The 15,463-nt window shown below is 35.4% G+C and carries 9 protein-coding genes; 4 read left to right on the plus strand and 5 right to left on the minus strand.

Going from position 1 to position 15,463, the window contains the following annotated elements; all coding sequences use genetic code 11:
* Nucleotides 1-230: 230 nt before the first annotated feature.
* From Xbud_RS15940 to Xbud_RS15955, 4 genes are all read left to right on the plus strand, one after another.
* Nucleotides 231-3,422, plus strand: a complete 3,192-nt coding sequence (locus Xbud_RS15940; protein ID WP_099136970.1) for an inverse autotransporter beta domain-containing protein — start codon at nucleotides 231-233, stop codon at nucleotides 3,420-3,422.
* Nucleotides 3,423-4,021: 599 nt separating this feature from the next.
* Nucleotides 4,022-5,725, plus strand: a complete 1,704-nt coding sequence (locus tag Xbud_RS15945; RefSeq protein ID WP_099136971.1) for a hypothetical protein — start codon at nucleotides 4,022-4,024, stop codon at nucleotides 5,723-5,725.
* A 322-nt stretch (nucleotides 5,726-6,047) separates the two neighbouring features.
* A complete protein-coding gene (locus tag Xbud_RS15950; protein ID WP_145956651.1) occupies nucleotides 6,048-7,328 on the plus strand; it encodes a hypothetical protein in 1,281 nt (426 codons plus the stop codon).
* Between the two features lie 120 nt (nucleotides 7,329-7,448).
* Nucleotides 7,449-9,083, plus strand: coding sequence for a hypothetical protein (locus tag Xbud_RS15955; protein WP_099136973.1), 1,635 nt, complete (start codon nucleotides 7,449-7,451; stop codon nucleotides 9,081-9,083).
* 330 nt (nucleotides 9,084-9,413) lie between these two features.
* Here the strand turns inward: Xbud_RS15955 and Xbud_RS15960 are convergent, their stop codons facing one another.
* From Xbud_RS15960 to adiA, 5 genes are all read right to left on the minus strand, one after another.
* Nucleotides 9,414-9,809, minus strand: a complete 396-nt coding sequence (locus tag Xbud_RS15960; RefSeq protein ID WP_099136974.1) for a hypothetical protein — start codon at nucleotides 9,807-9,809, stop codon at nucleotides 9,414-9,416.
* A gap of 192 nt (nucleotides 9,810-10,001) precedes the next feature.
* On the minus strand, nucleotides 10,002-10,439 hold the full coding sequence (locus tag Xbud_RS15965; RefSeq protein ID WP_099136975.1) for a universal stress protein: 438 nt from the start codon (nucleotides 10,437-10,439) through the stop codon (nucleotides 10,002-10,004).
* Nucleotides 10,440-10,608: 169 nt separating this feature from the next.
* Nucleotides 10,609-11,037 (minus strand): universal stress protein, encoded by a 429-nt coding sequence (locus Xbud_RS15970; RefSeq protein WP_099136976.1) that lies wholly within the window; start codon nucleotides 11,035-11,037, stop codon nucleotides 10,609-10,611.
* Between the two features lie 317 nt (nucleotides 11,038-11,354).
* Complete coding sequence (gene adiC / locus Xbud_RS15975; RefSeq protein ID WP_099136977.1) at nucleotides 11,355-12,683, minus strand: arginine/agmatine antiporter; 1,329 nt, start codon at nucleotides 12,681-12,683, stop codon at nucleotides 11,355-11,357.
* A 3-nt stretch (nucleotides 12,684-12,686) separates the two neighbouring features.
* Nucleotides 12,687-14,969, minus strand: coding sequence for an arginine decarboxylase (adiA, locus tag Xbud_RS15980; protein WP_099136978.1), 2,283 nt, complete (start codon nucleotides 14,967-14,969; stop codon nucleotides 12,687-12,689).
* Between the last annotated feature and the right edge of the window lie 494 nt (nucleotides 14,970-15,463).

The following is a 15,463-nucleotide window of genomic DNA, read 5'->3' on the forward strand; positions in this document are numbered from 1 at the left end:
ATTAATAGTACCACAATAGATCTTTTTTTAACCATTAAATGAGGGCGTAATTCATGAAAATAGAAACCATCGATTTGAGTGTCTTAACAAATTGGGTTCGTCTTTTGGCAGATTTCTTGTCAAAATTAAAATACCTAACTAATATCAAATACGAATAGATTAACATCATTTAATGGATAAAAATACAGTTAAGACACTGTTAGTATCAAAATCCCTGAGGTGCTTATTATATGCTATCATATATTAGTAAATTCATTGTTCTTCTCTCTGTGCTTTATACATTATTGATACCATCTACAATGATAAGAGCCTTTGCTGATGAAAACCTAACAACTGAAAAGTCTCTTCCCCAAGAAAAAGAGAGAAAAGATAATTTAGCTATCCGTGTTAACGAATCAAATAAAAAAGATGATATACAGAAAGCAGATAACTTTTCAGAAACTGAATTACCTAATTTTATTACAAAAAATATCCAGACAGTAGGTAATATACTGTCATCATCTTCTTCTGAACTAGTTGAACAAGCTAAATCTTATGCCTTAGGTAAATTTAACAGTACCATTGCCTCCGAAGCCCAAAAATGGTTATCTCAATTTGGTACAGCAAAAATTAACTTTGGTCTTGATAGAAAAGGTAAATTGGAAAATAATTCATTAGATCTGTTATTACCCCTTTACGATAATAAAACGGATTGGCTCCTCTTTTCCCAATTAGGTTATCGCAATAAAGACAGCAGGAATACAGTTAACCTTGGTTTGGGAGGACGCTATTTTTATCAAAACTGGATGTATGGCCTGAATACATTTTATGACTATGACCTTACAGGTAAAAACAAGCGGATAGGATTTGGAGGAGAAATTTGGGGTGACTATATCAAACTCTCTGCCAACACTTATCGTCGCTTAAGCGACTGGCAGATTTCACGGAATTTTGAAGAACACCATGAACGCCCCGCCAATGGTTATGACATTAACGGAGAGTTCTTTCTGCCTGCCTACCCTAATTTAGGAGGCAAACTAGTTTATGAACAATATTTCGGCGAAAACGTAACCTTATTCAATCGGCATACCAAGCAGAAAAACCCCAGTCTGGTTAAATTGGGTGTGACTTATACGCCGATTCCATTGATAACCATGGGTGTGGATTATAGACAAGGTGAAGGTGGCCGTACTGAAACACAATTTTTGGCGAATCTAAATTATAGACTGGGAGTTCCTTTAGGCACTCAGTTATCACCAGAGAATGTAGCTGCTATGCGTACATTGGCAGGAAGCCGTTATGAATTGGTCGAAAGAAATAACAATATTGTACTTGACCATAAAAAAATCCCGATTGCTCAATTTTCTGTTCCAGAAACGATTGTGGGTTACAGCCATATGCAAAAAAACATTTCAGCTATATTCCCTGCTGATGCATCTATTAAACAGGTCCACTGGGCTATCAATGAAGAAAAAATATTTGAAAGCAAAAACGGGAAACTTTCTTCTAAGGTAGGTAAATCTATTCAGATTACATTACCGAAATTTTCACTTGATGAAAAAAATAATTATTCTATTTATGTTTTTGCTGAATTAACTAATGGTAAAAAAATAGGACCTAAGCAGATACAAGCTCTTGTCATGCCTTTTATGGTTAAAAAATGGAAAGAAGGAGAGCCTGTTTACATTATTCCAGAAAGAACTTCAAGAGATGATGGTAAGGCAACTTATATTCTTAAGCCTGTAATGACTTTTGATACAGAAATAGGAGCTCCAGTTCCTTGCGCTATTATTGAAAATTATCAATGGGCGACAGAGCCACATAATGATCTGGAGATTAAAATTGAAAAAGGCACAGCATCAGACGATTGCCCGAATATTGATAATTCTAAAAGCTCAGGAGATAAAATTCCTCTTACAACTGATAAACATGGGCGTATCACACAAAAAGTGACCTTAACCAGTGATAAAAATATTGGTAATGTAAATGTTTACCTGACAACAGATGGTGTACGTAAATCAATAGGAAAGATAGGGCATGAAGAAGGCAAAAAACCAACCATTCAGAGTATGACATTAGAACCATCAAATGGGTCTGTTCTTCCTAGTGGTTCATATAAAATTATAGCAACCATATCAGGTACGGATGATAAAAACAAAATCCCAGTTAAATGGAAACTCATGAAACCACAAAATGCAGGTCTATCGCTATCACCTTCAGAAGAAACCACAACTGTATCGAATGAAAAATTAACAGCAACATTGACAAGCAGTTCACAGAATACTCCCCCAGGCACTGTTGCTGAGGTGTGTTTGACTATTAACGGAGAACCTGAATCTCAAAAAACACATAAATGTATAGAAGTTAAATTTAAATCTCCGCCGGTGGATTTTGATATAGCATGGGTCAAACCGATCAATTTTGATAAAGATAAACCATTACTTGGTGATGGAAGTAGTGCATATACATTTGAAGCATTGATTGTTAAAAAAGGCACAGCAGGAACAACAAATGAGCCAATTGAAGGAAATACTTTCAGTAATGTATTATGGACTACAGAACCTGATCAGAAAAGTATTCATCAATTGCAGTTACATTCTACAGCTAACAGTATGACTACCGGGACTAAAAAAGATAATAAACCTGGAATCTTAACAATTACGTTAACAAGTAAAGTCGGGATTGGGTATATTTCAGCTTACAATAGTGATTCAAGTAAGGTTGGTCCTGGTGTTAACGTGACACTAACCATGCAAGATCCAAAAGGGCTTCCTGTTCACAAAACTTCCGCACATGTTATTTTCAAACCTAAAGATGAGCCAGCAGGAATACTTCTTTATAATGTACTTAGTGACAATCAAGAACCACAGAAAAAAATATTAACTCAGGACGGAAGACCACATAGTGCTTTCCCATCTATTGCAGGACAATTGATTAAATTAAATTCAGGCGATTTTGTGTCTACCGACAATGATTATGTGGGATATGATATTGATGGAGGTCATGACCTCTATTCTATTATTATAGATGGAAACGGGAAAATGCGTTTTTTAGCTCCAGGTAATCCAGTAATAACCTTATTTATTACAAAACCCAATAAATCACAATATGCATATAAGTATATCGCAGACATAAAAAAATATTATACAGTAGAAGGTACTATGAGGTCTTGGAATGATAATCCATCTTGTAAAAATTTTAATGAAGAAAATGTTACTTTAGAAGATATAACTCATACTCTTGGTGATGAGTATGGAAAAAATAAACTTCATGATTGGGGACTGCTATATGGTAATGATCAGAATAAGACTAATGCAAAGATTTTGGTGACAAAAAAGAGTGTTTCTGATGAGGATGAATATGGAGTATATGATCTTATTTCTGGTAAATTCATTTCAAATAAAAATACATTAGGATTCTTATTATGTATTAGAAAACCATAAGATTGAAGTTATCACTGAAATATATGGAAATATTCAACTTCTATAACTGTCTAAATGCTCATGTTTAACATAAAAAGCAATTACATAAAATCGAGTACAGGGTCTTATACGGATTCAGTTCAACATAATGTTTCAGATAGACCTTTATCATCTTATCTGTTAACTATATTCCTTTCATAAATAGTGAGAGTATTAACCCGCGGGGTATTTAGATCGGATTTCATGCGGCTACAAGCCGCATGAAACCTAGATTCCTAAATGAGGTAAATTGCCACCCCGTTAATATCAGTATTTGGTGTTTTCTTACTCTGCGCATCGCGCGGGGCAAGGAATACTCTTATCATTTTGGAAAGCTATTTAGTCACAACTGTACTTATTGCGTTAATCCAACGTTTTTATCGTGATAAAATAAAGTTATCAACTGATAACTTATTTTCATTATACATATTTATGGTAAATGCATTATGATTGTTTAAATTTCTATTTGAAAATTTTTATTCTTTATAACTATTATAGTTTGTCTATGTTAACTATAGGGTTTTATATAAAACACATACAAAAAATAATATTAGCATAAATATAATTTATTGGAGTTATATATGAATATTGAAAATGAATTATTACAAAAGAAGAAACCTGATCTGGTTATCGTTCCATCAATAGCTAGTGGTTCAGATGTGCTTCCTGGGCAATTCCTTTCTGTGACTATAACGTTAACATCGGCTTCTGTACTTCCTGATACAATCAATGTAAAGATTACAGAAGATACTAATCATACTGTATCGTTAATTGATCAATCTAAGTGGAATACTATAGATCAATATTCTGGCAGTGTGACAGTTAAACTACAAATTGATGAGAGCTTAACACAAGGAAAGACTGCTACTTATACAATAGCACCTATCGCAGTTGGTGTTGCTTTGCCCGAAGCTCAGCCACAATCAGTTAGTTATAATGTTAAACAACTGAATGGTCGCTTTATTGAATTTAGCCCCGAAGAAAAATATATTCCGACTCCAGTTCAGGAGAACAGTATTAGTTCTGCCAGGAGTCAATATATTACACTTTCAACCACACTCAACGATATAAAGGGTGCAGCAATCAAAAATCTGGAAATTTTGGTATCAACGGATACTTTAGAAAGATTAGGACGAGTTTCTCTTGCCACAGACGAACAGTCCCCTAAACTTATCACACCCCAAATGATTTATGGTAAAGGTGCTTTTTACATTAAAAGCGATGACAAAGGAAAAATTAGTTTTCGGGTATACCCTAAACAGCATCAACCAGTACGGCTTGATTTAGATGCCGAAGTTGTAGGTTCTATTTCACCCCGAACTGCAAGTACTATTTATGTTGTCAATTTAACTCGCTATCTGCCAACAATGGCTTATCCAAATATCTTAGAAGCCGGTGAAGGTGGAGAGCTTACACAAGATTTAGGGGGTTCAAACAAATTTCATGTTGAGATTCAATCCTATCCTAACTACCAAGATACTGATAATATTATCTTCTTTATTAAAGATATGGAGACACATCAAGTTAAACAGTTAGGTAAAATACGTAAACTTAAAAGCATAACTAATCTGGATAGTTATCGTTTTTCATTCCCTTATGATGACTTAATGCTTAATCGAGACGAGTCTATATATTATGTTATTGCACCAATGAAAGGTGAACTACAGTATTCTGATATGGCAGGTTTAACTTATGTTGGAAACTCGGAATCTTCTCCGCTTGAAAATATTTCCCGAATTTACGATGAGGCAAAAGTTTTTTCCAGTTACGCGAATGCTAATATTAATGTCTATACTGATAACGCAGATGAATTAGTTGATGGGGATGACATCATAATAACTACCATCAACCAACAAAAACAATATGTTGGTGATAAGAGTGGAGAGGGTGTAACCGGTTTATATGTGACCGTATTCGGAACCAATGATTCAAATAATACTAAATTACCAAAACTTGGATCATCAGGGTATGTTAATTTGTATATTACTTCACCTACTTCCCGGAAAAATCAGCAAAAATATCCTTTTACGTTACCATCTCAGGTTGATCAAGGGCAACCGACATCACATATCATGGTTTCTATACCTTATTGCGATCTCAACCGTGTAGCAGGACCTCATTTGGGAGGAACCGGTTCACTATATTTTGACTATTATACTGAAGATGCTTCTGGTACTAAGACATACAGCAAAGTGTGGCGAGCTAATATTGATACAGTATATCCAGAGCAAGCAGAAGATGATAATGATGGTTGCCCTCCTTTGCCGACAGAACAGCAAAATTAACAGATAACTATCAGTGATGGAGTTCAAAGCGAATTCATTACAAGGAAGTAATCGTTTACTTTTTACATGTGGTTAATTTAAGTTGAATTTAAATGTGTTTAATGTATTATAAATATATTATTTCCTTAGAATAGGCATAGATTGACACATCTAGATATCCATAAATATCATTATCTAATCTTTATACTTTCAAAGTAATTTAACAAAAAATATAGTTATTCATATTTTATTACTCTATATTATAATATGATTTTTAATTCATTATAATTGAGCATTCTTATCAAGTAGTTAAACTAATATTGATATTAAGAGAGGCTATAAAATGAAAAGAAATATATCAATAGATGAAAACACGATATCGATGTTTTTTGAAAAGGAATTTATGCAAGTACCAGATAGAGATAATTCATTATCAGAAAGTAAATATATCAGAGCAATAGCATTGATTAGAGATAAGGAAGGTATCACATTACCTAATATTTCTGTTGCTATTTTAGAAACAAAATATACTAATTTTGATGATGTTAACCTTTATGCTACTGATAAAAAAACTCCTCTGAAATCGCAAAATATTAACACTAAATCTCGCGGTTTCTTTATTGATTCTGATGATAACGGGCAATTGATTTTTTACATTTACCCTAAAAGATTAACATCATTAGTGTTTCAAGTTGAATCTTGTGTACCAGGGTTAACGGGACACGTGATATCAAAAAATAAGATATTTATAATTGATAATAATAAAGTAGATCATGAGCTTCCACCCATTGATATTGAAGGAAATGGTGAATATTTTCAAGGGGATCCTGAAACAAGTTATTTTAATATGCTCATTCCTTCTTATTTTGACGCTAAAGTTCATGATACTATTCTATTTTTTGTTGATAATACATACAGTTATCAATCATTTTCCGTAGAAAACCTAGATGATTTAGGTAATAGTTATAAGTCATTGCCTTATAATATTTTTCCTGATAATAAAAAAGTTGGCTTTTCTTATACTATTGTTGATCATTTAGGTAATTCCAGATCTTCAGATGAATTAACCATATATTATAGAGGGGGAGGGAAAAATAAACCATTAGACGATTTGGAAAGAACATATAGTGCATGTAAAGTTTACAATAGTTATGGTATTTCTAGTGCTCATCTTCTTGTGAATAGCATAAATAGTAGGATACATGAAGTTGATGTGAAAAATCATTGTAATAATGAACATCATGAGGGATTGTTCATTCAGATAGAAGGAACAAATGATCCTACAGATAAAACAAAAGTTCCAGTAGGTGCTGAAGTAACATTATATTTATATATTAACTCTGTTAGGTATCAAATTTCACAAATTTATCAGTCAGCCAAAAAGATAATGGAACTTCAAAAAGGAATTTATGGTGATAATAAAATAACTTTCGGCATTCCCTTTAAATATGTTGGACATATCTTTAGTGGACAAATTTATTTAGATTATAAAGTCAATTATTATGGAGATATTTCCTACGGGAAAATATGGGAATCACAAATTAATACAATCCTTCCTGGAGGAGATGCTCATCCAGATAATGATAATTGCCCTAATGAAAAAACCTGGTCTGGTATATGGTAGAATAGTTTTTATTAGTGAAATATCCTTTATGAATAGGTGATGATTTATCATTGTTAACTTTAATATGAAAAAATTATATTTTATAAAGGTGATTTATATATGATTTGTATGAGGTGAAATATGTTGAAAGCAGAAAAATCAATATGTTATGATAGTATTGATTTAATTTTATCTGTAAAGAATGGGGCTGATATTGTTATTGGTCAGAAATTTTATCTTGAAATTTTAATCAGTTCAAAGAATAAAATTCCAGACTCATTAAATATAGAAATAGAAAATCAGAAAGGATTTGAACACATAGAAAATATTCGTGGTTTTAGTTTGTTAAAAGATAAAAAATCAGCCAAAATGGAAGTTTATTGTATTGTTGGAGATATTGATTTATTAAGTCCGGGTGATGAAATTTCCTTTACTCTTTCAGGCATTGAAAGAGTAGTAAAATATTATGCAAAGAATTTAATTAAACATACTATCCAATTGTATAAAGATAAAAAAATATGTATAACACCAAGTGGTCGTAATCAATTGTCTAATAATAGTGATCATTATGTTAGATATTATACCAGATTATTTGATACTCGTGGTCAGTTACTGAGAAATACTCCTATTCAGATTTTTTCTGAAATTAAAGATCATATAGAAAAAAAAGTCATTATTACTACTGATCCTAGAGACTCAACACAGATACCTCAACGTATAATACCATTTATTCATGGTGATAAAATTGAGGTAACAGTTACTAGTGATAACGAGGGAAGAATTAGATTTAGAGTTTATGCAATGCGAAACAAGCCTGTCATCTTGGAGCTTATCAGCAAAATGGAAGGAGTTGGGCATCAATATTATTCTGGTAATATATATATCATTACATCTTCACCTATTAAAGAAGAATATTTACTCGATGAACCATATATTTTTGAACTTTCTGGAGAAGTATTAAGCGGAAATGGTAGGAAATTATTTGAGGTTCAGATTGGCTCTTATACTAATTCATCAATAACAGATAGTGTGTTATTCTTTACTAAGAGCAAACCTAATGGTTCATTAGATCCTGAAGGGTTAGTTTTACCTGTAAAAAAAATTTCCGATGCTTCGAATCCAGGTGACAATAATTACATTTTTAGAATGCCAAGAGATATTTTTCCATTTAGAAAAAATTCAGAATTTTACTATGTAATTGCTCCTATGCATGGAATAAGTCAGTATTCAGGTAAGAGAACTGTTAGATATATAGGTAATGAAACTAATGCTCCGAATAAAGATGTGAAAAGGACGTACAATATACCTACTATATTTTCAAGTTTTGCGGATATTAATAATGATCCAAAACTTGAAAATTCAGAAAAATATATTATTCTAAACAATGAAAACGTGAATTTAGAGAAGATATCTAACTATCCTATAAGTGGATATGAATTGTATGTGAAAATTTTGGGGACTAATGACGAAAATGATCCTTCTTATCCTATTTGGGGGGGGAATGTTTATTTAAGATTATATGTTAAATCGAACAATAAAAATTTTAATCAAACATTAAAATTCATAGTTCCTAATGAACCTGACAAAATAGCAGGAAAAACTTCCACTATCATTGTAAAGTTTAAATATCCTGAGTTTAATGAGATTAAATCTGATCCTAACACTGGTGCTCCAGGTGTTATTTATTTTGAATATTATACAATTGACCCATCTACTCAAGAAAAAACGTATAGCCATTACTGGAAAAGTATGATTGATACAGATAGTTATGAATAATAATTGTTTGAAGTTAATCAATTATAAGTATATTTTTGGTTATATATAAATGGTTAGTTGTTGTGATATAGCATTAAGATTTTAGCGGTAAGACATGAATAAAGTTGATATCTATTGTCTATTGTCACAAATCACAAGGTGTCAAAAGGCATAGCAAAGAAACTCCTGTTATCGTTGCTATGCCTACAATAAGGTATTTCAGTTAGAATAATCTACCAGAACCTGCAAACCAATCAATCAGTTTAAAACCATATCAGTTACTGTTAGCCATTGAATACCAGATGAGAATATTATGTATACCATGGCTTATTGAGAGTATAATAAACAATACTATTTCCTAAACCCTAAATCATCATCTTGTTCACCGCCACTAATCTTTCTGGTTAACTCATAGCAACGTATTATTTTACTTTCGTTAATCAAAAATCTGGTAAATACTTCAAACTCAATATGTTCACCATCTTTTTTTATCGCTTTTACTATGTGGTGTGTATGGACATTATTTTCTTTTTCCGCAATGGATAAAATATTGACATTCACACTTATCAAAGTCTCTTTTAATAAATTTATGTGCGAAACAAAATCATTAAAATTAAGTTCATTACCATTTACTACTTGAATATAATTCTTGGAAAAATATTCCTCAATAGTTGAAGTTAAATTATTATCATCATTATTTTCAAGTATATGTTTTAAAGAATTTATCACTATATTAGAATAAGACAAAATATCCCCCTCTGTACCCGTCGTCTTTCAAGTTGCATCTTGAAATCCATAGGGTATATAAACAAAGAAAACAATGGTTACAATCCCGTTAACTGTGATGGGCTTTGAAATTGATCAGAGTAAACACCCAACAGATAAAAATTTCTGCTGGGTGTAACACTTTAGTATCCGGTCATACGGGAACAGTCTAGATTAACGAACGACTAATACAGAGATATTTGCATATCCTACGATACCCGAAGCGTTCGAACCCAGTAAGTGGGTTGAGATATCAGGTCTTCTCGAACCGACGATAATCAGGTCTGCATCAATCTCGCGAGCAGTAGAAAGCACTTTGTCGCGTGGAGAACCAAAGGCAACAGAGTACGATACTCTCTCCTTTGGCAAATTGATTTTTTCTACCACTTTTTTGAGTTCCTCTTCGGAATTTGCAATGGCTTTTTTCGCAAAGGCGCTCAGTAAATCATAATGATAGCTATAGCTTACAGAAAATCTCGAAATATCAGGAACTGAGTGAAAAAGATGAACTTTTGCATCAGAGATTTTTGCCAAAAATTCCGCATGCTTAAGTGCATTATCAGTCAGATGATCTTCAGCAATATCTATTGGAACTAAAATCATTTTATACATATTTACTCCCCTGTAATCGAATATATACCCGTTGTCTCTCAAATTGCGCTTTGCCAGCAACATATTAAAATATATAGGGTATATCCGCTAACCATTACGTTTTAACCATCAATAAAACCACAACAAAAACCGATAATAGTTACCAAATTGAAATTATCAATGCGAATAACTATCTTACAACCAATACAGATGTTTTCGCATATCTGACAACTGCCGCAGAGTTAGAACCTAATAAGTGGGTAGTAATATTTGGCCGCCTTGAACCAATCACGATCAAATCGGCTTCAATTTCATCTGCTGTAGAAGTGATTTCGTCTCTTGGTGAGCCAAAAGCAATTGAATAACTGATACGATCATCCGGTAAATCAATGGAAGCCGCCAACTTACCCAAATCTTCTTCAGCCCTAATCGTCGCTTTGTCTTTAATTTCCATGTACCCTAATGCATAAGCATTAATAATCGCGGATGAAATAGGTAATACATGTAAAATATGCAACTTGGCACCTGTTTCTCTGGCAATGTTAAGCGCGCAGTGAACAGCCTTGCTTGTCAGTTCATCTTCAGAGATATCTACTGGTAATAAAATAGTTTTGTACATATGCACGCTCCTATTATTTAACTACCTAAATTAGCGAATTCTCCAAGTATATTAAGATCCAGAATAATTTACTGTGAGTTGTCTAACAACTCAACATTTTAGCGCTTATCCAAACCAATAAACAGGGATTTAACCTGACAAAACCACAAGCACAACTATTTACTTTAAATTAAAAACATTGGGAGATTATGGCAGCACATCAAAAAAGTCTGGTACACAGATTTTAATCTGTGATGTAGTGAAAAATCGGCTCAATAGCAAAAATAAACATAAAAAAGCGCTGAATATCAGCGCATTATAATAAGATAAAAATCGCATTAATCTTTTTTCTCTAACGGGAAAGGAGCCGGATGCTTTGTGTTGTAATTAAAGGTATACATGGCTGTTATGACCATCATTACCACCAGCGTCCAAACCACTTCTTTTGCGCCTGTCCCCAATACGGCCCAAATGCAGTAAATAAAGGCAATAAAGGTAATCACAATATAACGCGTTTTTTCTTGCCCAAAGTGACCATGACCAAGCAGCACCAAAGCCGCACAGGTGTACAAATAAGGTATCAGAGTGAAAATCACTGATACAGATGAAACCAAACTGAATTCTTTCGCCGCGTCAGGAGAAATACTACTGAACTGCACAATCGTCATCAAAACACCCAGGATTAATAACCCATTCACTGGCGTTCCGGTTTTGTTCACTTTGGCAAAGATTTTAGGGAATAAGCCATCATCTGCTGCAGCTTTTGCTGTCTGCCCGGCAAGCAATGTCCAACCTCCCAATGATCCTAAACATCCGGCTGCTGCACAAAATACTACTATTGCACCAGCAGTATCGCCCAGTGCCAGACGTGCCGCATCACCAAACGGCGAAGATGAAACGACTAATGTCGCGTTGGGGAGCATTCCCATAATGACACTGCTGGACAGCACATAACACACAGCAGCAATCAACACACCGCCAATAGTGGCAATCGGTACGTTCCGTTTTGGGTTTTTGACGACTCCCGCTGCAACTGAGGCACTTTCAACACCAATAAAAGACCACAAAGTAATGTTTAAAGTACTTTGAATGGCACTAAAAGTATCTAATCCACTGACATTCCAGGCATTCATGTAGGTTGAGCCACTGAACCAGAACCAGCCAAATACAGCAACTGCCACAATCGGGATCAGGGCGAGTGTTGTTGCCACAGCTTGTACTCTGGTTATGACATGCGGGCCGATAATATTCAAAAATACAAATATCCACAGTATTACTATACAGGTGAATGTAGAAATGATTGGATCTTTCAGGATAGGGAAAAAATAACTGATATAACCTACCCCAATCACGACCATAGCAATATTACCAATCCAACAGGCCAGCCAGTAAAGTACGTTGGTCTGATAGCCTAAAAATGGCCCGAAGGCTCGTCTGGCATAGGCATAAGAACCACCCGGGCTATCATCCAGCGAAGAAATCTTGGCATATACCATAGATAACCCGACCGCACCGATGATGGTCACCAGCCATCCCAGGATAGCAATCCCTCCCGTTGCTGCCAGGCTCGCAGGCAACAGGAAAACCCCCGATCCCATGATGTTCCCCGCTACCATCAGCGTAACGGGGATTAAACCCACTTTTTTAGTGTCTGCAACCGTAGTCATAGTTTATTTTCCCTTACGCTTTATACACATGACGTGATAGATACCATCAATAATATCTGTTCCTTCCGTTTCATGCTCAAAGCCAGGGAATTCACAATCCCATTTTTGCAATGCATGCAAGTAACCAATTTGCGGGCTGTTTTTGTCACCAAAGTTTTCCCCTGACATCAACATGGGAATGCCGGGTGGATAAGGAATAATTGAGTTCGCCGCAATGCGATGGGAAAGTTTATCGAGTGCCACCAATTCCACATTATTGGTCACAATCGCCTGATAAGCCGCCCGTGGTGTCATATCAATTTCAGGTAATGCAGCATAAGCCTGATTCAGTTTTTCACCCGGGTGATTCTTATGTAAGTAAGCGAACATTTTATCGCCTAAATCTTTTACCCCTAACTTGCCATATACTTCTTGATATTCATTCACCAAATCAGGCAATACCTTACTCAAAGGTGTATTCGCATCGTAATGATGTTTGAAGGAAAGTAAGGTATTCAGCAAAGTCCCCCATTTCCCTTTGGTAATTCCCATTGAGAACAGGAACATGATTTGAAAATCAGTCGTGCGCGTCGGGACAATACCATGTTGACTTAACCATGCCGTCACTAACGCTGCCGGTACACCCTGTTTTAATAACTTACCATTATCTCCCATACCCGGTGTCAGAATACTGACTTTGATAGGATCAAGCATACTCCAGTCATTGGGTAAATCCTCAAACCCATGCCAACTGTCACCCGGACTCATCGTCCAGCAGCTTTGTTCTTTGGTCAGTAACTGTTTTGGCGCATCTGCAAAAGCAATTTTCTTACCGGTCGCAGGATCTGTCACTTTCTCCTGATTCCAGGGTTTAAAGAACCAATCACCCTTTTTACCAAAATCCCGATACAGACTTGCTAATGCCTGACGAAAATCGACTGCTTCCTCAATCACTTCCTGTGTCAAAGAATAACCGCTGTTACCATCCATCATTGAGACAGCAACGTCATTTGAAGCACAGATCGCATACAAGGGTGATGTTGTCGCATGCATCATATAGGCTTGATTAAATCTTGAGAAATCAACCGGATTGCGGCCATCACGTACATGAATGAAAGAGGCTTGCGAGAGTGCATTCAATAGTTTATGAGATGAGTGAGTAGCAAAAACGGTTGGCCCTTTATGCTTTTTAGGATCACCCCGCATGGCATAATGATCATGATAGATAGGGTTAAAACGAGCATAGCCATACCATGCTTCATCAAAATGTATTCTATCAACGCTTTTATCCAGCAGGTTTTGTACATGTTTGGCGTTATAGCAAACACCATCATAAGTACAATTCGTCACAACGGTATAAACGGGTTTTTGCTTCACCCTATCTTTGGTCAGTGGGCTCTGTTTCAGCTTTCTCTGGAGTGTCTTCGTCTCCATTTCCTGCGGATAAATGGGGCCAATAATGCCATATCGGTTACGGCTTGGCAGCATATAGACAGGCTTTGCCCCGGTCAGAATAAGCCCCTGCTCAATGGACTTGTGACAATTACGGTCAATGATAACGATGTCATCTTCTGTCATGCAGGCTTGCATTATCGTGCGGTTAGAGCCTGATGTACCGACAACAACAGAATAAGAATGGTCTGCACCAAATACTCTGGCTGCGTTTTTTTCACTCTCGCCAAACGCCCCACTGTGATCCAACAACGACCCCAGTGAAGATCGCTCAATTCCCATATCCGTACGAAAAAGATTCTCTCCGTAATAATCATGATAAATGCGGCCAACGGGTGTTTTATTAAACCCAACACCGCCCTGATGACCTGGCGCTGCCCAGGAATATTCATAGACTTTTCTGTAATTCATCAAGGCTGACATCAATGGCGGTAATAATTGTTGGCGATAACGGTGCATGGCTGCAATAGCCCTGCCGGCAATAAAATCTGAGGAATCTTCAAGTATCCAGGCAAATTCGGCTAATTGCTCCAACATCTCATGATTCAATAAAAATACAGTTTTTTCCCGATCGCTTAATAGAAATACCGGTACATTTTCCTGACGCTCAAACAGTTTATTCAGCAATTTTTGGATCTGCTGAAATAAGTCATCATCCATCAATGCACAACTTACCATTAAACAATCAAACGGCTCGTTAGCTGCAATTATCGTATAACTGTCATCAAAAGAGTCTGCAATAACAACTTCAACGTCCCGTTCAATTAATTTATCTGCCAAGCGGTGTATTGCATTTTCGATATAGTAGCTATGATGCCTTGTACCCACTTCGTTTTTTGCTATCAATACCTTCATGATGTTTTCCTATCAAAATGACAAATGAACTTAGTGTTACCTGGCGCTTGCCATAGAATGATTGACACAATCAGGAAAATTAAACGGCTATCACCGCTATAGCATTGCATCAAAATTATTTTTCACAGTTCTGTATGAGCCATAACATGAATATCGACAATTTAATAACATTATCTAACTATTTGTGAGCATATAAGTTTCTAGCTTAAAATCACATTGATTAAATATAGTGGTTATTTTTGATTGTGCAATCCGATGATAGTTATACCTGAGAGGGAATCAGCCATTGAAGTAGCGCAAAGGACCATCAGTTATATACAAAGTTTAGCGACGAATTGCAGCGATAAGATGGTGCCTGATTACACACGACCGTACACTACAATCACTGATATGACTAGGGCAAACGGGTCTAAATTATACTGACGTAAAACCCACCGTGAGGACTTTCAGCATGTAACCATTATCCCATCCTGCTTTCTGACGCTTAGTTTTCA

Origin of the sequence: Xenorhabdus budapestensis (assembly GCF_002632465.1) — a bacterium.
GTDB classification, from domain to species: domain Bacteria; phylum Pseudomonadota; class Gammaproteobacteria; order Enterobacterales; family Enterobacteriaceae; genus Xenorhabdus; species Xenorhabdus budapestensis.

Bases quoted from the DNA above. Each gene is read 5' to 3' on its own strand.
- Xbud_RS15950 (WP_145956651.1), top strand. From the start codon at position 6,048: ATGAAAAGAAATATATCAATAGATGAAAACACGATATCGATGTTTTTT.
- adiC (WP_099136977.1), bottom strand. From the start codon at position 12,683: ATGACTACGGTTGCAGACACTAAAAAAGTGGGTTTAATCCCCGTTACG.
- adiA (WP_099136978.1), bottom strand. From the start codon at position 14,969: ATGAAGGTATTGATAGCAAAAAACGAAGTGGGTACAAGGCATCATAGC.
- Xbud_RS15965 (WP_099136975.1), bottom strand. From the start codon at position 10,439: ATGTATAAAATGATTTTAGTTCCAATAGATATTGCTGAAGATCATCTG.
- Xbud_RS15955 (WP_099136973.1), top strand. From the start codon at position 7,449: ATGTTGAAAGCAGAAAAATCAATATGTTATGATAGTATTGATTTAATT.
- Xbud_RS15940 (WP_099136970.1), top strand. From the start codon at position 231: ATGCTATCATATATTAGTAAATTCATTGTTCTTCTCTCTGTGCTTTAT.
- Xbud_RS15945 (WP_099136971.1), top strand. From the start codon at position 4,022: ATGAATATTGAAAATGAATTATTACAAAAGAAGAAACCTGATCTGGTT.
- Xbud_RS15970 (WP_099136976.1), bottom strand. From the start codon at position 11,037: ATGTACAAAACTATTTTATTACCAGTAGATATCTCTGAAGATGAACTG.